The organism is Massilia sp. BAP21 (genome assembly GCF_057801335.1).
On sequence record NZ_CM173596.1, the window covers coordinates 2,499,205 to 2,522,969 of the forward strand.

21 protein-coding genes and 1 pseudogene are annotated in these 23,765 nt (G+C 64.2%); 13 read left to right on the top strand and 9 right to left on the bottom strand.

The annotated features are described in order from the left end of the window. Positions 1–125: 125 nt before the first annotated feature. Together ACWYRN_RS11030 and ACWYRN_RS11035 are read right to left on the bottom strand one after the other, a co-directional pair. Positions 126–2,180, bottom strand: a complete 2,055-nt coding sequence (locus tag ACWYRN_RS11030) for a S9 family peptidase (RefSeq protein ID WP_488692454.1) — start codon at positions 2,178–2,180, stop codon at positions 126–128. 132 nt (positions 2,181–2,312) lie between these two features. Then, complete coding sequence (locus ACWYRN_RS11035) at positions 2,313–2,849, bottom strand: hypothetical protein (RefSeq protein ID WP_488692455.1); 537 nt, start codon at positions 2,847–2,849, stop codon at positions 2,313–2,315. Between the two features lie 157 nt (positions 2,850–3,006). Between ACWYRN_RS11035 and ACWYRN_RS11040 the strand changes: the two genes are divergently transcribed. After that, positions 3,007–3,228, top strand: coding sequence for a hypothetical protein (locus tag ACWYRN_RS11040; RefSeq protein WP_488692456.1), 222 nt, complete (start codon positions 3,007–3,009; stop codon positions 3,226–3,228). A 244-nt stretch (positions 3,229–3,472) separates the two neighbouring features. Here the strand turns inward: ACWYRN_RS11040 and moaC (ACWYRN_RS11045) are convergent. Then, positions 3,473–3,562, bottom strand: a pseudogene (gene moaC, locus ACWYRN_RS11045) (cyclic pyranopterin monophosphate synthase MoaC); the annotation flags it as partial. Positions 3,563–4,113: 551 nt separating this feature from the next. Beyond that, positions 4,114–4,620 (bottom strand): cyclic pyranopterin monophosphate synthase MoaC, encoded by a 507-nt coding sequence (gene moaC / locus ACWYRN_RS11050; protein WP_488692457.1) that lies wholly within the window; start codon positions 4,618–4,620, stop codon positions 4,114–4,116. Positions 4,621–4,697: 77 nt separating this feature from the next. On the opposite strand from moaC (ACWYRN_RS11050), the gene ACWYRN_RS11055 reads away from it, so the two are divergent. After that, complete coding sequence (locus tag ACWYRN_RS11055; RefSeq protein WP_488692458.1) at positions 4,698–6,302, top strand: M48 family metalloprotease; 1,605 nt, start codon at positions 4,698–4,700, stop codon at positions 6,300–6,302. A 22-nt stretch (positions 6,303–6,324) separates the two neighbouring features. On the opposite strand, the gene ACWYRN_RS11060 is transcribed toward ACWYRN_RS11055, so the two are convergent. From ACWYRN_RS11060 to ACWYRN_RS11070, 3 genes are read right to left on the bottom strand one after another with little or no spacing between them, the layout of a single operon-like run. Then, on the bottom strand, positions 6,325–6,912 hold the full coding sequence (locus ACWYRN_RS11060) for a DUF2946 family protein (protein WP_488692459.1): 588 nt from the start codon (positions 6,910–6,912) through the stop codon (positions 6,325–6,327). Beyond that, positions 6,905–7,906 carry a YheT family hydrolase gene (locus tag ACWYRN_RS11065; RefSeq protein ID WP_488692460.1) on the bottom strand — a complete coding sequence of 334 codons (1,002 nt, stop codon included), beginning with the start codon at positions 7,904–7,906 and terminating at the stop codon, positions 6,905–6,907. The genes ACWYRN_RS11060 and ACWYRN_RS11065 overlap by 8 nt, the downstream gene beginning before the upstream one ends. Positions 7,907–7,951: 45 nt before the next feature. Next, positions 7,952–8,146, bottom strand: a complete 195-nt coding sequence (locus tag ACWYRN_RS11070; RefSeq protein ID WP_488692461.1) for a zinc-finger domain-containing protein — start codon at positions 8,144–8,146, stop codon at positions 7,952–7,954. A 300-nt stretch (positions 8,147–8,446) separates the two neighbouring features. Here ACWYRN_RS11070 and ACWYRN_RS11075 point away from each other — a divergent pair, with 300 nt between their 5' ends. The 11 genes from ACWYRN_RS11075 to ACWYRN_RS11125 all read left to right on the top strand — a co-directional run bounded on the left by ACWYRN_RS11075 (position 8,447) and on the right by ACWYRN_RS11125 (position 19,694). Next, positions 8,447–9,193, top strand: a complete 747-nt coding sequence (locus ACWYRN_RS11075) for an AzlC family ABC transporter permease (RefSeq protein WP_488692462.1) — start codon at positions 8,447–8,449, stop codon at positions 9,191–9,193. Next, complete coding sequence (locus ACWYRN_RS11080) at positions 9,186–9,530, top strand: AzlD domain-containing protein (RefSeq protein WP_488692463.1); 345 nt, start codon at positions 9,186–9,188, stop codon at positions 9,528–9,530. The genes ACWYRN_RS11075 and ACWYRN_RS11080 overlap by 8 nt, the downstream gene beginning before the upstream one ends. Before the next feature lie 41 nt (positions 9,531–9,571). Further along, positions 9,572–10,777, top strand: a complete 1,206-nt coding sequence (locus ACWYRN_RS11085) for a phosphoglycerate kinase (protein WP_488692464.1) — start codon at positions 9,572–9,574, stop codon at positions 10,775–10,777. A gap of 60 nt (positions 10,778–10,837) precedes the next feature. Further along, a complete protein-coding gene (gene pyk, locus ACWYRN_RS11090) occupies positions 10,838–12,292 on the top strand; it encodes a pyruvate kinase (protein WP_488692465.1) in 1,455 nt (484 codons plus the stop codon). A gap of 71 nt (positions 12,293–12,363) precedes the next feature. Next, positions 12,364–13,428 (top strand): class II fructose-bisphosphate aldolase, encoded by a 1,065-nt coding sequence (gene fba, locus ACWYRN_RS11095; protein ID WP_229439213.1) that lies wholly within the window; start codon positions 12,364–12,366, stop codon positions 13,426–13,428. 96 nt (positions 13,429–13,524) lie between these two features. Continuing rightward, positions 13,525–14,421, top strand: coding sequence for a phosphoribosylaminoimidazolesuccinocarboxamide synthase (locus ACWYRN_RS11100; RefSeq protein WP_488692466.1), 897 nt, complete (start codon positions 13,525–13,527; stop codon positions 14,419–14,421). A 1-nt stretch (position 14,422) separates the two neighbouring features. After that, positions 14,423–14,923, top strand: a complete 501-nt coding sequence (purE, locus tag ACWYRN_RS11105) for a 5-(carboxyamino)imidazole ribonucleotide mutase (protein WP_488692467.1) — start codon at positions 14,423–14,425, stop codon at positions 14,921–14,923. A gap of 6 nt (positions 14,924–14,929) precedes the next feature. Beyond that, a complete protein-coding gene (locus tag ACWYRN_RS11110) occupies positions 14,930–16,120 on the top strand; it encodes a 5-(carboxyamino)imidazole ribonucleotide synthase (protein WP_488692468.1) in 1,191 nt (396 codons plus the stop codon). Continuing rightward, the gene (locus tag ACWYRN_RS11115) at positions 16,117–17,145 is read left to right on the top strand and encodes an L-threonylcarbamoyladenylate synthase (RefSeq protein ID WP_488692469.1); all 1,029 of its coding nucleotides are present in this window, start codon (positions 16,117–16,119) and stop codon (positions 17,143–17,145) included. The genes ACWYRN_RS11110 and ACWYRN_RS11115 overlap by 4 nt, the downstream gene beginning before the upstream one ends. 444 nt (positions 17,146–17,589) lie before the next feature. Then, positions 17,590–18,945, top strand: a complete 1,356-nt coding sequence (locus ACWYRN_RS11120; protein ID WP_488692470.1) for an SGNH/GDSL hydrolase family protein — start codon at positions 17,590–17,592, stop codon at positions 18,943–18,945. A gap of 68 nt (positions 18,946–19,013) precedes the next feature. Then, the gene (locus ACWYRN_RS11125) at positions 19,014–19,694 is read left to right on the top strand and encodes an OmpW/AlkL family protein (protein ID WP_488692471.1); all 681 of its coding nucleotides are present in this window, start codon (positions 19,014–19,016) and stop codon (positions 19,692–19,694) included. 276 nt (positions 19,695–19,970) lie between these two features. Here the strand turns inward: ACWYRN_RS11125 and ACWYRN_RS11130 are convergent, their stop codons facing one another. Together ACWYRN_RS11130 and ACWYRN_RS11135 are read right to left on the bottom strand one after the other, a co-directional pair. Then, positions 19,971–21,953, bottom strand: coding sequence for a putative bifunctional diguanylate cyclase/phosphodiesterase (locus ACWYRN_RS11130; RefSeq protein WP_488692472.1), 1,983 nt, complete (start codon positions 21,951–21,953; stop codon positions 19,971–19,973). Between the two features lie 518 nt (positions 21,954–22,471). Next, positions 22,472–23,665: an acyl-CoA dehydrogenase gene (locus tag ACWYRN_RS11135; protein WP_488692473.1), complete on the bottom strand. Its 1,194-nt coding sequence runs from the start codon at positions 23,663–23,665 to the stop codon at positions 22,472–22,474. Between the last annotated feature and the right edge of the window lie 100 nt (positions 23,666–23,765).

Sequence of the window (23,765 nt, forward strand, 5' to 3'; positions counted from 1 at the left end):
CGCTCGACGGTGCAGGCAAACGAACACACCTTGATTCTTGAGAACACGCGGATCGTCAGGCGCTCGCCTTCCACATGATCAAAAAAAGCCCGCTGGGTAAGCGGGCTTCGCAGAAGCGCGAGGGATCAGCGTTTCAGGTAATGGTCGAGCCAGTCGATCACGGTATGGTGCCAGAGCACCGAGTTGGCCGGCTTCAGCACCCAGTGGTTCTCATCCGGGAACATCAGGAACTTGCTTTCGATGCCCTTGCGTTGCAATGCCGTGAAGGTCGACAGGCCTTGCGCGGTCGGGATGCGGAAGTCGAGGTCGCCCTGGATCACCAGCATCGGCGTCTTCCACTTGTTCACGTGGTGCACCGGGTTGAAGCGCTCATGGTTTTCCGGCACTTTGAAATAAGGGCCGCCGCTTTCCCAGTCGGTGAACCATTGTTCCTCGGTCGAGTAGGCCATGCCGCGGGTGTCGAACACGCCGTCGTGGTTGACGATGCACTTGAAGCCGTCCGGCCAGTTACCCTCGATCCAGTTCATCATGTAGCCACCGTAGGAAGCGCCCAGCGCGCAGCTGCGCTCGCGGTCCAGCCACGGGAATTTTTCGACAGCCGCAGCCAGGCCCTTCTGCAGGTCTTCGAGCGGCTTGCCGCCCCAGTCGCCGCTGATGGCGTCGGTGAACTTCTGGCCGTAGCCGGTCGAGCCGTGGAAGTCGATGAACACGGCGGCGTAGCCGGCGCCGGCATAGATTTGCGGATTCCAGCGGTAGCTCCAGGCATTGCCGAAGCTGCCCTGCGGGCCGCCGTGCACCAGGAAGGCGACCGGGTACTTCGCGCCCGGCGTGGCATTCCACGGTTTCATCACGTAACCATGGACCGTGTCGCCGCCCGCGCCCTTGAACGAGAACTGCTCGAATTCGCCGAAGCGCACGTCGGCCAGTTTGTCGGCGTTATTCGTGGTCAGTTGCTGCGGCTTGCCACCAGCCAGTTTCACCGAGTACAGCTGGGCCGGCGAATCCAGGGTGGCCAGCGAGTAGGCGACCGTATCGCCGCGCACGTCGAAGCCGCCGATCGACCCCTTGTCGGTCAATGGCGTGATCTTGCCGCTGGCCACCTCGATGCGGAACAGGCGGTGCTGGCCGATGTCCTCGGCATCGACCACGACCGATTTGCCGTCGCGCGACCATTGCAGGCCGCCGGCCGAGCGGTCCCAGTCGGCGACCAGCTTGCGCTTGGCGCCGGTGGCCACGTCCATCAGCATGATCTGGTAGCGGTCGGCTTCGAAGCCGGGGCGCGCCATGGCCAGGTAGGCGAGGGTGCGGCCGTCCGGCGAGAACACGGCCTTGGTGTCCCAGGCCGGATTCTCGGCGGTGAGGTTGCGCGGTGCGACGCCGCCGGCGGCCGGCACGCTGTACAAATCAAAATTGGTCGACCAGGCTTCGGTCTTGCCGGCAATGCGCGCTGCGAACACGACGGTCTTGCCGTCCGGGCTGAAGCGGTATTCTTCGCGGTCGCCGAAGGGTTTCGAGGGCACGTCGCCGTCGAGCGAGCCCGACAGGCTAACCGGCGCGCCGCTCACCACGCCCTTGCCATCCAGCGCAGCCGAGAACAGCACGGCATTGCGGCCATCGTTCCAGGTATCCCAGTGGCGCACGAACAGGCGGTCGTAGACCTTGCCGCTGGCCTTGTTCTTGGCTTGTTCCTTCAGGCGCGCCTCCGTGCAGGCCAGGTCCGGGCAGTCGCGGAACACCGCCATGCTCAGGGCGATGCGGTCGCCGGCAGGGGAGACGCGGAAGTTGTCGACGTCCAGCGGCAAGTTCGTCACCTGCACCGGTGCGCCGCCGGAGGCCGGCTGGCGCCACACCTGCGCGCTGCCCGAGCGGCTTGAAAGGAAATACACGGCGTCGCCCTTCGGCGACCATTCCGGATCGGTGCTGCTGCTGTCGTGGCTTATGAAGACGGCCGGGGCAGGCTTGGTCCCGCGCAAATCGACCATCCAGAGTTTGGTATGGCCGCGGTTCTTGTCCATGTCCGTGCTGCGCACGGTGTAGACGGCGCGGCTGGCGTCCGGCGACAGCACCGGGGCGCCGACGCGTTCCAGGGTCACCAGGTCTTCCACGGTCAGGCCGCGCGGCGCGGCGACGGCGCTGGAGGCGGCCACGGCCGCGCCCAGCATCAGCAAGCGTAATGTCATTCAATCCTCTTCAACGTGTCTCGGTGTTGTTGTGTTTCGCGCGCATGGTTGTGCCGCGGGCAAACCAGCAATTTAACACGTTGCAGAAATGACCGGAATGGGCGGCCAGCTGCGGGCACGCGCCTGTGCGGTTCAGGGCGCCACGCTGAGCGATACGGCAACCAGTGTGTGCCGCGCATAGGTCAGGCGGGCGATGCCGTTGACGCCTGGGTCTTTGTCGCGGTACTCGACGATGCGTGCGCCGTCCTCGTGCAGGTAGTAGGGCGTCGTCCAGTCGACGTGCAGCCCGCGCTTGTCGGCATAGGCGCGCAGTTGCGCAGCCGCCTCCTTGGCGTGGGGCAGGCCGCCCGCGCGCGCGTAGCGCATGATGGATATCTCGGGCGGCAAGACCGTTCTTTCGAAACGCGACCCGTCGGGCCAGGAAAACGCCACCCAGCTTTGCGCCGCATGGTCTGCCGCGCCTTCCGCCACACCGGCCTTGCCCCTGCATGCCGACGGAGCGCCCTTGCGTGCGGCCAGGTAGCGATAGAAGGTGTCGCCGGAACGGATGTCCGCGGCCAGGGCGGCCAGCGCGACCGGCGAGCCGCCGTCCGGGCGGCAGGGCAGGGCGCCGCTTGCCGCCGCCGAAAAGGAAGCGGCGGCAAGGGCCAGGCCCAAACCAGGCCCCATCGTGCGTAGCAGGTCTTGTTCACAGGTTGCCTAACGCTGGGTATTCATATGATAGGTATGAAGACAGTTAGAAACTGTAAAATTACACGACCCTGATTGATTCGTTTCCTGCACAAAGGTAATGTTGCAGAATCGAATTTAATAATCAGGGGACAGCATGTTGTTTTCCGTTCTAACGGTAGGGGCGGTCATCGCCGTGATCGCTGCACTGATTGCCGTAGCAATCTACCAAACGAAGGAAATTAGAGCAGCCAGGAAACAGTACAAGCAGTGCTTGTCTCTGCTTGCCCGTGATCCAGCCAATCCGCAACTACGCTCCATGACCTTGACGATGGGCCAGATTTACGTGGGTCTGGTGAATGACGGCAGGGGCCGCTAAAGACTGAATGAGTGGCAGACCATGCGGGATATCGAAGCGGCCTGTGCCCGCGCTCCCATGGTTTCGACAGCGCCACCGATAGACCCCACGCTCGATCCGGAGAGTCCGGAAGCTCGCCTTGCAATACTCAATCACTCCCTTTCGCAGGGCCTGATCACTGGGCAAGAGTACATCGTGAAGCGCGAACAGTTGGTAGGCAAGGGCTGAGGCAGCCGCTTGCGTAGCGTCGCATCATCCGTCGATGTCCCGCGGTCCAGTTGCCGCTCTTGCCGCCATGCTTTTCGAGCACCCGCAGGTTGGTCATCACCATGCCGCCGCCGGCCGCCTTGCACATCGGCGGCACCAGGTCGCTGGTGCACTCGGGGGCCATGGGCTACCGACTGGATGGCATGACAATTTGATGACACCTGGAACTTGTTAGATTCGCAATGTGCGTACATACTTTGATGAGGCGACGATATCGTCGTCACAATAGCTAACAAGGACACTGATATGCGTATATTGCTTCCAGTTTTGGCAGTAGCATCGTTGGCCGCGTGTGGTGGCGGTGACAGCGGGGGACCGGACATCGAGACCAGAGCCGCCGGAATCAAGGTGTTCAAAGCGACGGGCTCGCTCCAGTGCAGCGGCGGCGGTCTCTCGCTCAGCGCCCTGCAAGCGCAACTAACAGCGGCCAACGTCCAGGTCCGCTCTGCCGAGTGCGGGACGGATGGCCAGCCCGTGCCGGCAGTATGCGGTGTCCCGGACGGCAAGATCGGGATCTTCGAGCTTCCGATCGCTGAGGAGGCTGCAGCTGCCGCAGCCGGCTTCAAGCCCCTGAGCACCCTGCCGGGTGCAAAGACGGCTCCTTGCTCATGAAGGGATGTCGGGCTGGCCGAACGACGGCTATACAGCCGCCGTCCAATCGCCCGATTTCCCGCCATGCTTTTCCAGCACCCGCACATTCGTCATGACCATGCCGCGGTCGGCCGCCTTGCACATGTCGTAAATCGTCAGCAAACCCACCTGCACCGCGGTCAGCGCCTCCATCTCGACGCCGGTCTTGCCCACGGTTTCCACCTGCGCGCGGCAATGCACGCTATGCGCAGCAGCATCCACCTCGAAATCCACCGCCACCCGCGTGATCGGCAGCGGATGGCACAGGGGCACCAGGTCGCTGGTGCGTTTCGCCCCCATGATGGCGGCGATGCGGGCGATGCCAAGCACGTCGCCCTTCTTGGCGCTGCCCGACTGGATCAGGTCGAGGGTGGCCGGCTGCATGCGGATGGTGCCGGCCGCCACCGCGATGCGGTGGGTTTCCTGCTTGGCGCCGACGTCGACCATGTGGGCCTGGCCGCTGGCGTCGAAATGGGTGAGCGGGCTGGTACTGGTGGTCGGCTTGGAACTGGTCATGGTCGTGTTGGTATGCTCGAGTAAGAAAGTGTTTCCGCTCGCGGCAAGCCGTGCGCGGATGCGGTTATCATAGCACCGTGAAATCGCTGACCTATTCCGCGTTCCTGCCCACGTCCCGGACACGCTCCCGGCGCTGGCGCCGTTCCCTGGCCGTCCTGCTCGTGTCGGCCGCAACCGGTTTCGCCTGGGCGCCGGCGTCCGGGCAATCCCCGAATGCCGCCACCGGGCCGCGCCTGCCGACCTTGGGCGACGCCGCGCGCGAAGACCTGTCGCCAGTCACCGAGCGCAAGCTGGGCGAGGAAATCATGCGCCAGATCCGGCGCGACCGCGATTACCTCGACGACGACCAGATCCTCGATTACCTGAACCATTTCGGCGGCGCCCTGGTCGATGTCGCGCCCGGCGCGCGCGGCGAAACCGGCTCCGATTTCGGTTTCTTTGCGGTGCGCGACCCGGTGCTGAACGCCTTTGCCCTGCCTGGCGGCTACATCGGCATCCATTCAGGGCTCCTGATCGCGGCGCAGACCGAGTCGGAACTGGCCTCGGTGATGTCGCACGAGATCGGCCACGTGTCGCAGCGCCACATCGCGCGCATGCTCGGCCAGCAAAAGCAGGATGCGCTGCTGCCGATTGCGGCCATGATCCTGGCGGCGCTGGCCGCGCGCGCCAGTCCGGATGCGGCGATGGGCGTGCTGATGGGCGGGCAGGGCCTGGCGCTCGACCGCCAGCTGTCCTTCAGCCGCGACGCCGAGCGCGAGGCCGACCGGGTCGGCTTCCAGATCATGAGCGCCGGCGGCTACGACACCACGGGCATGGTCGCCTTCTTCAAGCGCCTGCAAAGCGCCAACAAGGTGTATGGCGAAATGCCGGCCTTCCTCAGCAGCCACCCGCTGACCGGCGAGCGCATTGCCGACATCCAGGCGCGCATCCGCGAAACGCCGCAGCGCCAGCGCGCCGACGCCATCGAATTCCACCTGGCCAAGGCGCGCGCCCGCGTGCTGCAGGACGGCAGCACGACCGGCCTGCGCGACACCCGCACCACTTTCGAGACGCAGATGAGCCAGCCGCAACGCCAGCAGCAGGTGGCGGCCCAGTACGGCCTGGCCTACCTGTCGCTGAAGCAGGGCGACCTGGCGGCGGCGCGCAGCTGGCTCGATAAAGCGCGCGCCAGCATGAAGCCGAAGGAAGGCGTGCTGTCGGTGGCGCCCGCCAGCGATGGCGGCGCCATGTTTGCCGGGCTCGACCTGGAGATCAAGCTGGCAGCCGGCCAGCCGAAAGACGTGGTGCAAGGCGCGGTAAAGGATGCCGAACAGGCCGTTCACGCCTACCCGCTGTCGCGCGCGCTGGCGCGCCAGTATGCCGAAGCGATGATTGCCGCCGGCAAGTTCGAGGATGCCACGCGCTACCTGCGCGACCAGGTGCGCATGTACCGCGAAGACCCGAAGCTCTACGACCTGATGGCGAAAGCCTATTCCAGCCAGGGCAAGATCGCGCTGCAGCACATGGCGCTGGCCGAATCCTACGTGCTGGCCGGCGCCATGCCGGCGGCGGTGGACCAGCTGAACTTTGCGCGCAAGGCGGGCGACGCCAGCTTCTATGAACAGTCGGTGATCGACGCCCGCGAACGCGAGATCAAGGAGCGCCAGCGCGAGCTGAAGGAACTCGAAGAGAAGGTCAAGTAACAGTCAGGCGCAAGAGCCGGGGTCAGGCTTGTGGCGTGCGCACGAAGCCGAAGCGCTGGGGCAGCGCGTCGCGCGCCACCCGCTCCACCGGTACCTGGGCGCCGCGGTAACGCAGCGTCAGCGTTCCCGTTTCATTGTCCAGCCAGGCCAGCAAGGCTTCGTCGCCAACCGGCTTGCCATCCAGTTCAAGATGCTCGAACAATGGCGCCACGTCGCGGTCGTCGACCTGGGCGACGATCTCGCCCGCCTGCACGATGGCCTCGCCGGACTCGGTGAGAAGCAGGCGCTCGATGGACGGCAGCGCGGCGCCGGTCTGCACCGTCATGCCCTGGGCCGGGTCGGTGCGCGCGATGAAGGGCGTCGCTTCGAGATTCACGTACACGCGCTGCGGGCCGTTCTGGAAATACCAGCGGCCCTGCTCGTCGTGCCCGTAATTGCGGTTGATGAAGCCGACCAGCGTCGGGTTGTTCAGCTTGTCGCCGGGTGCATTGGCCCCCTGCGCCGCCTCGTCGCGCATGCGCCAGGCGCCGCGCGCATCGAGCGCCAGCCACCCGTAGCAGTGCGGCACGTTCGGCCACTTGGCCATTGCCTGTTTTACGATGTCATCCATGGGCTTGAGCATTGCATAAACCCGGGTCATTCGGCGCGCGCATGGCCAGGTTGTCGAAGAAGGAGAGGATGCGCGCCGGCAGCCAGTCGATCCGGCTCGGGAAGGGCCCGGCAGGGAAACCGACGTGGCCGCCTTCTTCGGGGTATTCCAGCGTCACCGTTTTCGAGGCCGATTCAGGCAAATACTGGCCCGGCAGGAAGGGATCGTTGCGCGCGTTCAGGACCAGCGTCGGCACGGTAATGTCATGCAGCACGTGGCGGGCGCTGGCGCGGTGCCAGTAGTCGTCGGTGTCGCGGTAGCCGTGCAGCGGGGCGGTCACCACGTTGTCAAAGGCGTAGAGGTCGCGCGCAGCGAGCAGGGCCGTCTTGTCGAACAGGCCGGGAAATTGCTCCAGCTTGGCCAGGCACTTCGGCTTCAGGGTTTGCAGGAACATGCGCGTGTAGAGCATGTTCAGGCCCGAGGACAGGGCTTCGCCGCCGCGCGCCAGGTCGAGCGGGGCGGAAATCGCGGCGGCGGCTGTGACGAAACCGGCGCCGTGGCCGGATTCGCCCAGCCAGCGCAGCAGGGCATTGCCGCCCAGCGAGACGCCGGCCACGTACAGCGGACCCGGCGCACGTTTGCGCAGGCGCGCCATGATCCAGTCGATTTCGGCGGCGTCGCCGGAGTGGTAGAAGCGCGGCGTGAGGTTGGCTTCGCCGGAGCAGCCACGGAAATGCGGCACCGCGCCGGACCAGCCGCGCGCTGCCAGCGCCGCCATCAGGCCGCGTGCGTAATGGCTGTGCGAGGAACCTTCCAGCCCGTGGAACAGGACGACCAAAGGTTTACCCGGTTCGCCGTCGACGAAATCGACGTCGACGAAGTCATCGCCCAGCAGCGGGTCGTGCACGCCCCAGCGCTCGCGTCGGTAGGCGACCGGCGGCTTGGCGATGCAGGTCGCCGGGTAGATGGTTTGCAGGTGGCCGCCGGGCAGCCACCCTGGAGCGCGGTAATGCATGGGCATGCGGCGAAAGTATGCGGCGAACGACGGCCGCGCGCCGGATCAGTGGTGCTTGAACTCGACGCCGGCGGCCAGGCGGTAGTGGGTGCCGCAGTACGGGCACTTGGCCGTGCCTTCATGGTCGAAGTCGAGGAAGACGCGCGGGTGCGACGACCACAGCGGCATGGCCGGGTTCGGGCAGTGGGCCGGCAGGTCTTTGGCCTGCAGTTCGACCACAGGCATCGTCTTTACGTTCATTGCAATTCTCCGTCGGGCAGGGTTTGGATAAAGATGGGATTTTAACGGATTCGAGCGAGGGGGCGGGATGATCGGTAGAATGCCGGAATGATCACATCAGCGTGCGGCTCGCAGACGCGGTGCGAGCGACAGCCTTCGGCAGCGGGCCAGCGCATAGGCAGGTAACGCGTGGGCACAGCATGCCCACCTTACGGGCACCTGCCAGGCCGAATTCAAGACCTTCATTTCTCGACGTTTCATGTCCCATCATTTTGGTTTCGTTCTCGCTGTAACTCATCCAGGCTGTTGCAGGAAGGCGACATGAGCGCGCCGCCAGCCACGCAATCGACTCCCGTTATCGAAGAACACGATCCCGACCTCTGGCGCGAAGGCCTGAAGACGGGTCTCCCGACCCTGTTCGGTATTGCCGCCTGGGGCATGGTGGTCGGTATTGCCATGGTCAAGACCGGGCTCACGGTGTGGCAGGCGTGCGGTATGACCTTGCTGGTGTTCGCAGGTTCCGCCCAGTTGGCCTCCTTGCCGCTGATCGTTGCGAACGCGCCGATCTGGGTGGTCTTCGCCACCGCCCTGGTGGTGAACCTGCGCTTCGTGATCTTCTCGGCCCTGCTGGCGCCGCACTTCACGCACCTGCCCTGGCGCCAGCGTTTGTTCTACGGCTATATCTCGGGCGACTTGACGGTGGCGATGTTCCTGCAGCGCTTCCCGACCGCGGTGCCGGTGAAGGGCAAGCTGTCGTATTTAAAAGGGCTGATGTTCCCGAACTGGTGCGCCTGGCAGGTCGGCTCGCTGATCGGCATCTTCCTCGGCAGCACGATTCCCAGCGAATGGGGCCTGGGCTTTGCCGGGACGCTGGCCATCCTCTGCATCACGGTGCCGCTGATCATCAACAGCGCCGCGCTGTGCGGGGTGCTGGTGGCCGGCGCGGTGGCGGTGCTGGCGAACGGTTTTCCCTATAAATTGGGCCTGCTGGTCGCGGTGGTGGCCGGCATGCTGGCGGCCTTGGTAGCCGAGAAACTGACTGAAAAACGAAAGGCGCGCCATGGCTGAGTGGGAAATCTGGGCCGTCATTGGCGTGCTGGCGCTGTCCACCGCCATTACCCGCAGCGGCTTCTGGCTGATCGGCCACAAGGTCAGCATTCCGCCGCGCATCCAGGACATGCTGCGCTATGCGCCGGCCTGCGCGCTGGCGGCCATCATCGGCCCCGACCTGCTGCTCGACAGCGGTGGCAATGTGCACCTGGAATTGGGAAATCCGAAGCTGCTGGGCGGCATCGCCGCGCTCGGCTTTTACCTCTGGCGCCGCAACATGCTGCAGACGATTGTATTCGGCATGCTTGCTTTCACACTGTTGCGGGTAATGCACGTTTTTACAGGTGCAGGCTAAGGTAGAATATCGTTCTTTCATTATTTCACTGTTGAGTCGCCATGGACGCCGTTCTCAGTTTCACCCGCTTGCAAGACCTGATCGACCGCGATGCGCTGAAAAACAAGCGCGTCTTCATCCGTGCCGACCTGAACGTGCCGCAAGATGATGCCGGCAACATTACCGAAGACACGCGCATCCGCGCTTCGGTGCCTGCTATCCAGGCCGCCCTGAAAGCCGGCGCCGCCGTGATGGTCACCTCGCACCTGGGCCGCCCGACCGAAGGTGAGTTCAAGCCGGAAGACACGCTGGCGCCGGTCGCCGCGCGCCTGTCCGAGCTGCTCGGCCAGCCCGTCGAACTGAAGCAGGACTGGGTCGATGGCGTAGACGTGGCCCCAGGCCAGGTTGTGCTGCTGGAAAACTGCCGCGTCAACAAAGGCGAAAAGAAGAATTCGGATGAACTGGCCCAGAAGATGGCCAAGCTCTGCGACGTGTACGTGAACGATGCCTTCGGCACCGCCCACCGCGCCGAAGCGACCACCCACGGCATCGCCAAGTTCGCACCAGTCGTCTGCGCCGGCCCATTGCTGGCCGCGGAACTCGACGCACTCGGTAAAGCCCTGGGCCAGCCTGCGCGTCCGCTGCTGGCCATCGTGGCCGGCTCGAAAGTGTCGAGCAAGCTGTCGATCCTGCAAAGCCTGGCGGGCAAGGTCGACAACCTGGTCGTCGGCGGCGGCATTGCGAACACCTTCATGAAGGCCGTCGGCCTGAACATCGGCAAGTCGCTGGTCGAGAACGACCTGGTCGCTGAAGCGAAATCCATCATCGACATGATGAGCGCGCGCGGCGCCTCGGTGCCGATTCCGGTCGACGTCGTCTGCGCGAAAGAGTTCTCGCCGACCGCCGCTGCCACGGTGAAGGATGTGGCGGACGTCAGCGACGACGACATGATCCTCGACATCGGCCCGAAGACGGCCGCCATGCTGGCCGAGCAGGTGAACAAGGCCGGCACCATCGTCTGGAACGGCCCGGTCGGCGTGTTCGAGTTCGACCAGTTCGCCGAGGGCACCAAGACCCTGGCGCTGGCGATTGCGGATTCGAACGGCTTCTCGATTGCCGGCGGCGGCGACACCCTGGCGGCGATCGCCAAGTACGACATCGGCGAAAAGATCGGCTATATCTCCACCGGCGGCGGCGCCTTCCTCGAGTTCCTGGAAGGGAAGACCCTGCCGGCAGTCGAGATCCTGCTGCAGCGTAATAACAAGTAAGCCAGGTAATATCGAGCGCAGCCCAGGCTGCGCTTCTCTTTTTGAAGAACAAGGATCAACATGTATTGCGCTACCAAGATCGTTGCCACCATCGGCCCAGCCTCGACCGATTTCGATATCCTCGTCCGCATGATCCGCGCCGGCGTCGACGTCGTGCGCCTGAATTTCTCGCACGGCAAGGCCCAGGACCATATCGACCGCGCGGCCCTGGTGCGCCGCGCCGCCGAGGCCTGCGGCGTGGAGGTGGCGATCATGGCCGACATGCAGGGTCCGAAGATCCGCGTCGGTAAGTTCGAGGAAGGCAAGATCTTCCTGAACAATGGCGACAAGTTCGTGCTGGACGCGAAGTGGGGCGAGAACGGCGAGTTGGGCAACCAGGAACGTGTCGGCCTCGACTACAAGGCGCTGCCGCGCGACGTGCGTCCCGGCGACAAGCTGCTGCTCAACGATGGCCTGATCGTCCTCATCGTCGACAAGGTCGTCGGCCACGAAATCTGCACCACGGTGAAGGTGGGCGGCGAGCTGTCGAACAACAAGGGCATCAACCGCCAGGGCGGCGGCCTGACCGCGCCGGCGCTGACCTCGAAGGACATGGAAGACATCAAGACCGCGATGAGCTTCCAGGCCGACTATCTCGCCATTTCCTTCCCGAAGAGCGCCACCGACATGGAAATGGCGCGCCAGTTGGCCAACATCGCCGGCGAGCCTTACCAGCACAAGCCGATGATGATCGCCAAGATCGAGCGTGCCGAAGCCATTCCCGTGCTGCAGGAAATCCTGGACGCGTCGGACGGCATCATGGTCGCGCGCGGCGATTTGGCTGTGGAAGTGGGCAATGCCGCTGTGCCGGCGCTGCAGAAGCGCATGATCCGCATGGCACGCGCCTCGAACAAGCTGGCGATCACCGCGACCCAGATGATGGAGTCGATGATCGTGAACGCCGTGCCGACCCGCGCCGAAGTGTCGGACGTGGCGAATGCCGTGCTGGACGGCACCGACGCCGTCATGACCTCGGCCGAAACCGCATCGGGCAAGTACCCGGTGGAAACCGTCGAAATGATGGCCGCGATCTGCCTGGAAGCGGAACAATCCGAATACAACAAGCTCGATACGGACTTCCTGAACGTCGAGTTCACCCGCATCGACCAGTCGATTGCCTACGGCACCCTGTTCACCGCCCACCACCTGGCTGTGAAAGCGATTGTCGCCCTGACCGAATCGGGCTCGACCGCGCTGTGGATGAGCCGACATAATATCGACACCCCGATTTTCGCCCTGACCCCGTCACAAACGACGCAGCGCAAGGCCTCGCTGTACCGGAACGTGCGAGCATTCCCGTTGATGCAGGAAGGCGGCAGCCACGCCGTGCTGCGCAAGGCGGAAGAGCTCCTGATCAAGGAAGGCATGGTCAGCCCGGGCGACACCATCGTCGTGACCTGGGGCTCGCCGATGGGCGAGGCCGGCGGCACCAATGCGCTCAAAATCGTGCGCGTGGGCGAAACGTATAAAGACTGAACATCAAGGATTCATGGCGGCTTCGCGTTGTCGAAGCGCCTGAGCAGATTTCTTTTATCTGGAGTACAACCATGGCACTCGTATCACTGCGTCAACTGCTGGACCACGCTGCCGAAAACAGCTACGGCTTGCCGGCATTCAACGTCAACAACCTGGAGCAGGTGCAGGCCATCATGGCCGCGGCCGACGCCGTCGGCGCGCCGGTCATCATGCAAGCCTCGGCAGGCGCGCGCAAATACGCCGGCGAAGCCTTCCTGCGCCACCTGATTGACGCCGCCGTCGAAGCCTACCCGCACATCCCGGTCGTCATGCACCAGGACCACGGCCAGTCGCCGGCGGTTTGCATGGCCGCGATCCGCTCGGGCTTCTCCTCGGTGATGATGGACGGTTCGCTGGAAGCCGACGGCAAGTCGGTCGCTTCCTACGAATACAACGTCGAAGTCTCGAAGGAAGTCGTGAAGTTCGCGCACTCGATCGGCGTGACCGTCGAAGCCGAGCTGGGCGTGCTCGGTTCCCTGGAAACCATGAAGGGCGACAAGGAAGACGGCCACGGCGCCGACGGCACCATGACCCGCGAGCAATTGCTGACCGACGTAGACCAGGCGGCCGACTTCGTGGCGCGCACCCAGTGCGACGCCCTGGCGATCGCCATCGGCACTTCGCACGGCGCCTACAAGTTTACTCGCAAGCCGACCGGCGACATCCTGGCCATCGACCGCATCAAGGAAATCCACGCGCGCATCCCGAACACCCACCTGGTGATGCACGGCTCCTCGTCGGTGCCGCAGGAACTGCTGGCCATCATCCGCGAATTCGGCGGCGACATGAAAGAGACCTACGGCGTGCCGGTCGAAGAGATCCAGGAAGGCATCAAGCACGGTGTCCGCAAGATCAACATCGACACCGACATCCGCCTGGCCATGACCGCGGCGATCCGCAAGTACATGTTCCAGAACCCAAGCAAGTTCGACCCGCGCGACTACCTGAAGCCGGCGCGCGAAGCGGCGATGGAAGTGTGCAAGGCGCGCTTCCAGTCGTTCGGCTGCGAAGGCATGGCCGCCAAGATCAAGCCGATTCCGCTCGAAAAAATGGCCGAGCGTTACAAGGCCGGCGAGCTGGCCCAGGTTGTAAAGTAATATAGCGTTTGGAACGGGCTGCTGCGGCAGCCCGCGTTTCTTTTCGGCGGGTGCGCCCCCTGTGTCCGCCGTTTCTGCTTCCCTGATACTCCTTCTATGAACAGCCTCTACCAATCCACGATCCAGTCCCTGCCACTGCTTGGCCACGGCAAAGTGCGCGATAACTACGCTGTCGGCGACGACAAGATCCTGATCGTCACCACCGACCGCCTGTCGGCATTCGACGTCGTCATGAACGAGCCGATCCCGGGCAAGGGCATGGTCCTGAACCAGATGAGCGATTTCTGGTTCGAGAAACTCGGCCACATCGTGCCGAACCACCTGACCGGCGTGGCGCCGGAAAGCGTCGTGGCTGCCGATGAAGTCGAGCAGGTACGCGGCCGCGCCGTAGTTGCCAAGCGCCTGAAGCCGATCCTGGTCGAGGCCGTGGTGCGCGGCTACATCATCGGTTCCGGCTGGAAGGACTATCAGGCGAGTGGAAAGATTTGCGGCATCGAACTGCCGGCAGGCCTGCGCCAGGCCGACAAACTGCCCGAGCCGCTGTTCACCCCGGCTGCGAAAGCCGACATCGGCGAGCACGACGAGAACATCTCGTTCGCCGAGATGGAAGAGCGCATCGGCGCCGAACTGGCCGCGAAAATGCGCGAGGTTTCGATCGCCCTCTACACCGCGGCCTCGGAATACGCTGCCACCAAGGGCATCATCATCGCCGACACCAAGTTCGAATTCGGCCTCGACGAAAACAACGTGCTGCACCTGATGGACGAAGTCCTGACGGCCGACTCCTCGCGCTTCTGGCCGGCCGATTCCTACGCGCCGGGCATGTCGCCGCCATCGTTCGACAAGCAGTTCGTGCGCGACTACCTGGAAACCCTGAGCGACTGGAACAAGACCGCGCCGGCGCCAGCCCTGCCGGCGGACGTGATCGCCAAGACCCAGGCCAAGTACTTCGAAGCCATCGAACGCCTGACCGGCGAAAAGCTGAAAGTTTAAGATGACCGAGAACGTAGTCAAGCCGCTGGTCGGCGTCATCATGGGTTCCTCGTCCGACTGGGACGTGATGAAGAACGCCGTCGACGTGCTGAAGCAATTCGGCGTGCCCTTCGAGGCGCAGGTCATTTCGGCGCACCGCATGCCCGACGAAATGTTCCGCTATGCCGAAACGGCGCGTGCGCGCGGCCTGCGCGCCATCATCGCCGGCGCCGGTGGGGCCGCCCACCTGCCGGGCATGGTGGCGGCGAAAACCATCGTGCCGGTGCTGGGCGTGCCGGTGCCCTCGAAATACCTGCGCGGCGAGGATTCGCTGCTGTCGATCGTGCAGATGCCGAAAGGCGTGCCGGTCTCGACCTTCGCCATCGGCGAAGCCGGCGCCGCGAATGCCGCGCTGACCGCGGTGGCGATCATCGCCGCCGGCGACGATGCCCTGGCCGCCCAGTTGGAACAGTTCCGCAAGGACCAGACCGCCGCCGCCCAGGCGATGACCCTGCCAGTATGAGACCGTATGAGTAATTCGCAGCATCCTTCGTTTCTTCCCACCGCCAACCCGCCGACCTGGCTGGGCGTGATGGGAGGCGGCCAGCTCGGCCGCATGTTCGCCCACGCCGCCCAGGCGATGGGCTACAAGGTCGCCGTGCTGGAGCCCAGCGCCGACTGCCCGGCCGGGCAGGTCGCCGAGCGCCTGGTGCAGGCTGGCTACGACGACAGCATCGCCCTCGGCCAACTGGCCGCCCTGTGCAGCGCCGTCACCACCGAGTTCGAGAACGTGCCGGCCGACAGCATGAATTTGCTGGCGCAAGGCAGCTTCGTTGCCCCTGCGGGTTCGTGCGTGGCGATTGCCCAGGACCGCGTGCTGGAAAAGCGTTTCTTCGTCGATTGCGCAGCGAAATCCGGCGTGCTGCCGGCGCCGCACAAGGTGATCGCCTCGATCGAGGACATCGAGGCCGTCGGTGACGATCTGCTGCCTGGCATCCTGAAAACCGTGCGCATGGGCTACGACGGCAAGGGGCAGGTACGCGTGAAGAGCCGCGAGGATGTGCGCGCCGCCTTCGAGTCCATGGGGCAGGTCACCTGTCTGCTGGAAAAGATGCTGCCGCTGGCCTACGAGGTGTCGGTGCTGACCGCGCGCGGCGCCGATGGGCAATCCGTGGTGTATCCGATTGCCGAGAACGTGCACCGCGACGGCATCCTGTTCACCACCACCGTGCCGGGGCCGAACGTGTCGGCCGAATGCGCGCAGAAGGCGCAGGATGCGGCGCGCGCCATCGTGGCCGAGCTCGGCTATGTAGGCGTGCTCTGCATCGAATTCTTCGTGCTCGAAGACGGCTCGCTGGTCGTCAACGAAATGGCGCCGCGTCCGCACAACAGTGGGCATTACACGATCGACGCCTGCGTGACGAGCCAGTTCGCGCAGCAGGTGCGGGCCATGGCGCGCTTGCCGCTGGGCGATGTACGCCAGCATTCGCCGGCCGTGATGCTGAACATCCTGGGCGATGTCTGGTTCGATGGTGACAAGGTGCGCGAACCCGCCTGGGACCGCGTGCTGGCGCTGCCGGGCGCCTTCCTGCACCTGTACGGCAAGGACGATCCGCGCCGTGGCCGCAAGATGGGCCACGTGACGTTTGTTGCGCCAACGCTGGCTGAAGCGCAGGAACAATTGCGCGCCGCCTGCGCCATCCTGGGGATCGCAGCATGAGCCAGGATGGAGCAATCGACCAGGCCGCCATCGACGCCGGCGCGCGCGCACTCGAAGCCGGCCAGCTGGTCGCCTTCCCGACCGAAACCGTGTACGGCCTCGGCGCCGATGCCGAGAATCCGGCCGCGGTGGCCGCCATCTACGCCGCCAAGGGCCGGCCGCAGGATCACCCGGTGATCGTGCACCTGGCGCCGGAAGCGGACATCGCGCACTGGGCCTGCGCGATTCCGGCCGAGGCACATGCGCTGGCCGAGGCTTTCTGGCCCGGCCCGCTGACCATGATCCTGAAGCGCGCGCCGAACATTCCCGATGCGGTGAGCGGCGGCCAGGACACGGTCGGTTTGCGCTGCCCGTCGCACCCGGTGGCGATCGCCCTGCTGCGCGCCTTCAAGGGTGGGCAGGGCGGCGTCGCCGCGCCCTCGGCCAACAAGTTCGGCCACGTGAGCCCGACGCTGGCGCACCACGTGCGCGACGAGTTCGATGCCGACGGTTCGGTGGCGCTGGTGCTCGACGGCGGGGCTTCGCAGGTGGGCATCGAGTCGACCATCGTCGACTTGTCGCGCCTGGCCACGCATGGGCCGGTGCTGCTGCGTCCCGGTCATGTGAGCGCCGAAGCAATTGCCGCCGTGATCGACCGGATGCCGGCCGCACCGGATGTGGCCGCGCCGCGCGCCTCCGGCACCCTCGAATCGCATTACGCGCCGCATACGCCGGTGGCAATGCAGGACACGGCTACCCTGGCCCAGACCCTGGCGCGCATGACGGCAGCCGGCCGCAAGGTAGCGCTGATCCATTACTCGGACTTGCCGGCGGCCCACGCCGCCACGCGCCTGCCGGCCACCCCGGAAGGCTTCGCGCACGCCCTGTATGCCGCCTTGCGCGCCATGGACGGGCAGGGCGCCGACGTGATCCTGGTCGAAGCGCCGCCGCAGGATGGCGCCTGGCTGGGCGTGAACGACCGCCTGCGCCGCGCCGCGCATGGCTCGACCGGCATCGTGCATGGGTTGCTGAACCGCGACGTCTGATGCGATCCTTGGATGAAATGGTATGTATCGCATACCTGTAGGGTGGGCTCTCGAGCCCACGCGGTCTCACCGTTCGCAATCACGCGACAACTTTTCGACTGCACCTGTGCTGTACCGTGTGGGCTCAAGAGCCCACCCTACCTATGTCAGCGATCGGTGCGGTTTTGCGGGATGATCATCCATGGTTCTCCCATCTCTTTGCGCAAAAAAACAACCGCCGGTCACACATCCCTTGTACCAACACCTTTCGACATATAACCAGCGTCAATGCTTGTTATAATCCGGCGCGTTGCCAGGACTTTATCGCTGTCAACTGTTGCCTCCAGCCTACGGTACGACAATTGACTCATATACAAGCGGAAAGAACACTGGCATATTAGTTACGGCACGAATAGCACGGGCGTTCGTTTCACACAAAAAACATCCTTCCCATCAGGAGACACAATGCGTCAAAAGAATTTTGCGCTCGCACTGCTGACCGCAGCTGCGCTCGCCGCTTGCGGCGGCACCGGTAGCAGCGGTGGCGACCAATCGCACCCGATTACCTTCAGCCAGCAAGTCACCTTCGGTGACAGCCTGTCGGACGTCGGCACCTACAACGTCGGCGCCGTGAAGGCTGCCGGTGGCGGCAAGTTCTCGATCAACGGTTCCGAAACCTCGAAAGACCCGGCGCTGACCGGCCTGAACTGGACCGAAGTGCTGGCCGCCGAGCTGCGCCTGCCGGCCCCATGCGCGGCCCAGACCGGCCTGGAAGGCACCAACAACGACGCCAATCCGGCACTCGACTTCAACGTCCCGATCGTCAACAACGCGAACTGCTTCAACTACGCCCAGGGCGGCGCCCGCGTGACCAATCCTATCGGACCGGGCAACAAGGTGGTCAAGCCTGAAATCGGCGAAATGACCGTGCCGGTCGCTACCCAGGTCCAGATGCACCTGTCCAAGACCGGCGGCAAGTTCAGCGGCACCGAACTGGTCACCATCATGGCCGGCGGTAACGATGTCCTGTCGCAGCTGAGCGCCGTCAGCGCCGCCGGCACCGCAGCCGGCCAGCAAGCCTTCCCGGGCCTGCTGATCGCTGGCCTGGCCGCGACCACGACCAACCCGGCCGCCGCGCTGCCGATCATCCAGCGTGCCGTCGCGACGAATGCCGCCGGTGGCCAGACCGCGATCATCAACGCGGGTGTCGGCGCTGCCATGTCGCAAGGCGCGACCCAGGCCGCAGCCGTTGCCGCCGCCACCAAGGCCGGCGCCGATGCCCAGGCCGCCGGCACCAAGGCTGCCGGCGAGTACGCCGCCGCGAACGCACAAACCCTGGTCGCCGAACTCGGCAAGGCCGGCGCCCAGAAGGCCGCCATCGTCAAGGACATCGTCGCCAAGGGCGCCAAGTACGTCATCGTGAACAACCTGCCGGACGTGGCGAATACCCCGTCGGGCCGCGCACAGCCTGCGCTGCAGCCGCTGATCGACAACATGGTCAACGCCTTCAACGCACAGCTGAAAGCTGGCCTGGGTAATGACGCTGCGATCATGTACGTCGACCTGTACAGCATCAGCCGCGACCAGATGACCAATCCGAAGACCAAGGAAATCTATGGTCTGAGCAATGTCACGACCCCGGCCTGCGACCTGGCCAATCCAGCGGTCAAGGAAACCTCGCTGCTGTGCACGACCCGTACCCTGGTGGCCGGCGATACCGCCCACTTCATGTACGCCGACAGCATCCACCCGACCCCATACGAGTACTGGCTCATCGCGCGCTATATCTTGAAAGATATGGCCGTCAAGGGTTGGCTGTAATCCAAGAATAAAGCTGGCTGCGCGGCGCCTGTGGCAATGCGCAGCCCCAACAAGAATCAGGAGAAATAATGAAAGTACGTCTGAATAGCGTCGTGAAAATGGCGGTCGCCGCTGCCGCGCTGGCCTGCGCGACCGGCGCGTCGGCCCAGTCGGCCGGCCAGTGGACCGCCAAGTTCGGCTTCAACCAGCTGACCCCGAAAGTCGAGAGCGGCGATTTGTCCGGCCCGGCCCTGCCGTTCACCAAGGCGGATGTCGAGCGCGACATCCAGCCGGTGCTGATCTTCGCCTACGGCCTGACCAACAACATCTCGGCTGAAGTTGCGCTGGGTACGCCATACAAGCACAAGATCAATGGCGCCGGCTCGATCCAGGGCACGGGCCAGTTGGCCACCGTCGAAGCCTTGCCGGCAATCGCCTTGCTGCAATACCGCTTCTTCGAGCCAAGCGCAACCTTCCGTCCTTACGTCGGGCTGGGCGCGACCTACGCCTACTTCATGAAGGAACGCGGTTCGGGCAAGCTGACCGCGCTGACCAATCCGGGCGGTCCGGCCACGACGCTGAGCATCGACAACAAGTTCACCTACACCGCCCAGGTTGGCCTGGCAGTGAACCTGAACGAGAAATGGTTTGTCGACGCGACAGTCAACAAGACCCGCCTGCGCACCGTGGCCAACTTCTCGACCGGCCAGCGCCAGGACATGAAGCTCGACCCGGTGTCGGTCATCCTGGCTGTCGGCTACAAGTTCTAAGCAGTCACGCAATCGAGAAAGCCAGCATGGTTAGCCCTGCTGGCTTTTTTTATTTGAGGGCGAGGTTGTCGTAGGGTGGGCACTCCGTGCCCACGCGGTACGCACGGGTCCGGATTCGATGGCGGTGATGTTTCGCTCGAAACGCATGCGACGGCCAATGGCCTGGCTTTGGGCTGGTGGGCGACATGTTGCAGCCAACGTAGAAAGGATGCGCACGTAACCGCGTGGGCACGGGGTGCCCACCGTACGGTCACCGCTGGCGGTACAAAATTGAACTCAATGCGCCCCCGCCGCGTACTGCGCAAACCGTTCGCCGCTGAGCGCCTTTTCATACAGGTAGCCCTGGAAGCCGTAGCACCCCGCCTCCGACAGGAATTCGCGCTGCCCCGCCGTCTCCACCCCTTCCGCGATCACCTGCAGCCCCAGGCTGCCACCCAAAGCGATAATCGAGCGCACGATCGAGGCGTCGTTGCCGTTGGTGAGCACGTCGCGCATGAAGGAATAATCGATCTTCAGCTGGTCCAGCGGCAGCTTGCGCAAATAGGCCAGCGACGAATACCCGGTGCCGAAGTCGTCGAGCGAGAAGGTGATGCCGAGGCGGCGCAGGGTTTCCATGGTCTGCACCGTGTGCGCGAAATCGGTGACGACCAGGGTTTCGGTGAGCTCGAACTTCAGGCCGTGCGGATCGACGCCGGTGGCCGCCAGGATTTCCTGGGTCATGGCCACGAAGTCGGGTTCGACGAACTGGCGCGCGCTGACGTTCACCGACAGCGACAAATGCCGGGTGGCCGGATTGCGCTGCCAGCTGGCCAGTTCGGCGCAGGCGGTGCCCAGCACCCAGCGCCCGATGTCGACGATCAGGCTGGTTTCCTCGGCCGCCTTGATGAACTCGGTCGGATACAGCACATCGCCGTTCGGCTGGCGCCAGCGCAGCAGGGCTTCGGCGCCGATCACGCGGCTGGCGCCGTCGAGCTGCGGCTGGTAGTTCAGCATGAACTCGTGGTTGCGCAAGGCGCGCCGCAGGCCGGTCTCGAGTTCCGAGCGCGCGCTCCAGGCCGCCTGCATGGCCGGGTCGAAGAAGCGGAAGGTGTTGCGGCCGGCCGCCTTGGCCTGGTACATCGCGGTGTCGGCCTGCTTCAGGGCCGATTCCACGGTATCGGTCATGCCGCTGATCATGGTCACGCCCACGCTGGTCGAGACCGTGTACATGAAATCGGCCAGCTGGAAGGGCGCCGACATGGCGGCCACGATCTTCGCCGCCACGGTCTCGGCCTGGTGCACGGCGCCGGCCATCGTGTCTTCCTCGGGCGGCACCAGGATCACGAATTCGTCACCGCCCAGGCGCGCCACCATGTCGGCTTCGCGTACGCTGTTTTCCAGGCGGCGCGCCACCGCCTGCAGCAGCACGTCGCCGGCGGCGTGACCATGGGTGTCGTTCAGGGTCTTGAAATTGTCGAGGTCGCAGAACATCAGCGCGCCGAACTTGCGCGAGCGCGCGCTGCTGATCAGGGCGCGGCGCAGGTGGTCCATCAGGCTGGCGCGGTTCGGCAAGTCGGTAAGGGCGTCGAAATACGCGAGGCGGTGGATGCGCGCCTCGTTGCTCTTGCGCTCGCTGATGTCGGTGCTGATCACCAGGATCTTTTGCGGCATGCCGGCAGCCGCGTTCGCCGGCACCAGGGTCCAGCGCGTGTCGGCCTGCATGGTGCTGCCGTCGCGCCGGTGCTGGGCCAGTTCGCCGACCCATTCTCCCTCGGCCAGCGCAAGTTGCCAGGCTGCGCTGTACTCTGCGTGATCGTCGCACAGCAGGTCGGACATGTGCTGGCCGCGCGCCTCGTCGGCGTTCCAGCCGTACAGCCGTTCGGCGCCCTTGTTCCAGTAGGTGATGCGCGCACTCATGTCCATCACGAAAATGGCGTCGTGTGCCTTGTCGAGCAAGCTGGCCTGCTCCAGCATCAGCGTGTCGGCACGGCGCAGGACGGTGATGTCGCCAATAAAGCCTTCGAGCGCCACCACCACGCCACGCTCGTCATAGACGGCGGCGCCTTGTTCCCAGGCCCAGCGCGTCTGGCCGGCCGCATTCGTGATCCGGTAGCTCAGCTGGTAGGAGCGGCGGTCGCGGATCGCGGCATTCGTGTCGTCGGCCACCTTGGCGCGGTCGTCGGGATGGATCAGGCTGGCATACGAGACCGGGTCCGGGCCGATAAAGGCGGAGGCCGGGTAGCCAGTGAGCTTTTCGACGCCGGCGCTGATGAACTCCATGGTCCATTCCGGGTCGTTCAGGCAACGATATACCGCTCCTGGCAAATTGCTGAGCAACAAATCCAGGGACAAGGCGAAAGCATCGTTAGAACGGGAATTTGTCGATGCCGCAGTATCGGTAAAAGTCATGTTCCGCGCACTTTTATATAGGTGGAACACTGATTCAGAATTAATTTATTGTACACAAGAAAAGGCGATGTAAGTACAAATTTGTATTCGTGCGCACCTGTTTGAACGGGAATAGTGAATAAATTAATACGAATCTTAGCGATTATTGGGATGGCGAGGAGAAACGTGGCGCGATGGCCTGGACTGCAGAGGAGGATGCCACTGCACCCCGCACGTCAATCTGATGAGACGAATACCGCACGAGCAGTCGTTTTCGGTAATTCGAGTAAAGAATGGATTATGCCGCTATGCCAGACTGAAAAAGCTTTACGGTCGGGCCAGGATAAAGATACACTTTATTCGCGCAGAAATCGATTTCAAGGAATACGATAACCGCGCGACTGGAGCAATTAAAACGCGGCGATGCCCGTTTGCGCACGGCCGAGAATCAGCGCGTGGATATCGTGCGTACCTTCATAGGTATTCACCACTTCCAGGTTCACCATGTGACGAATGATCCCGAACTCGTCCGAAATACCATTCCCGCCCAGCATGTCGCGCGCGGTACGGGCGATGTCCAGCGACTTGCCGCAGGAATTGCGCTTCATGATCGAGGTGATCTCGACCGCGGCCGTGCCTTCGTCTTTCATGCGGCCCAGGCGCAGGCAGCCTTGCAGGCCCAGCGTGATCTCGGTTTGCATGTCGGCCAGCTTCTTCTGCACCAGCTGGTTCGCCGCCAGCGGTTTACCGAACTGGTTGCGGTCCATGGTGTACTGGCGCGCCGTGTGCCAGCAGGCTTCGGCCGCACCGAGCGCGCCCCAGGCGATGCCGTAACGCGCCGAGTTCAGGCAGGTGAAAGGACCTTTCAGGCCGCGCACGTCCGGGAAGGCATTCTCTTCCGGGCAGAACACATTGTCCATGACGATCTCGCCGGTGACCGACGAGCGCAGGCCGAACTTGCCGTGGATCGCCGGTGCGCTCAGGCCTTCCATGCCTTTTTCCAGCACGAAGCCGCGGATCGCGCCTTCATCGTCCTTGGCCCAGACCACGAACACATCCGCCACCGGCGAATTGGTGATCCACATCTTCGAGCCGGTCAGCGAGTAACCGCCGTCCACTTTACGCGCACGGGTCACCATCGAGCCCGGATCGGAACCGTGGTTCGGTTCCGTCAAGCCGAAGCAGCCGATCCATTCACCGGTCGCCAGCTTCGGCAGATACTTCTGCTTGGTCGCTTCGTTACCGAATTCAAAGATCGGCACCATCACCAGCGACGACTGCACGCTCATCATCGAGCGGTAGCCGGAATCGACACGCTCGACTTCGCGCGCGATCAGGCCGTAGGCGACGTAGTTCAGGCCCGGGCCGCCGTACTGCTCGGGAATCGTCGGGCCGAGCAGGCCGAGTTCGCCCATCTCGCGGAAGATCGAGGTGTCCATGGTCTCATGGCGGAAGGCCTCGAGGATGCGCGGCTGCAGCTTGTCCTGGCAGTAGGCGGCGGCCGCGTCGCGCACCATGCGCTCTTCATCTAGCAGTTGCTGGTCGAGCAGCAGCGGGTCATCCCAGTGGAAGGCGGTCTTGCGGGTCGAAGCGGAAGCGGTCATGGATCGGTCCTGGTCTCTGTTCTTGTAGGCCGGGCAGGGCGCCGGAGTCAGGGCATTATAGGAACACCGTCCTGGCGCATCTTTTCAAACTGCGACAGGC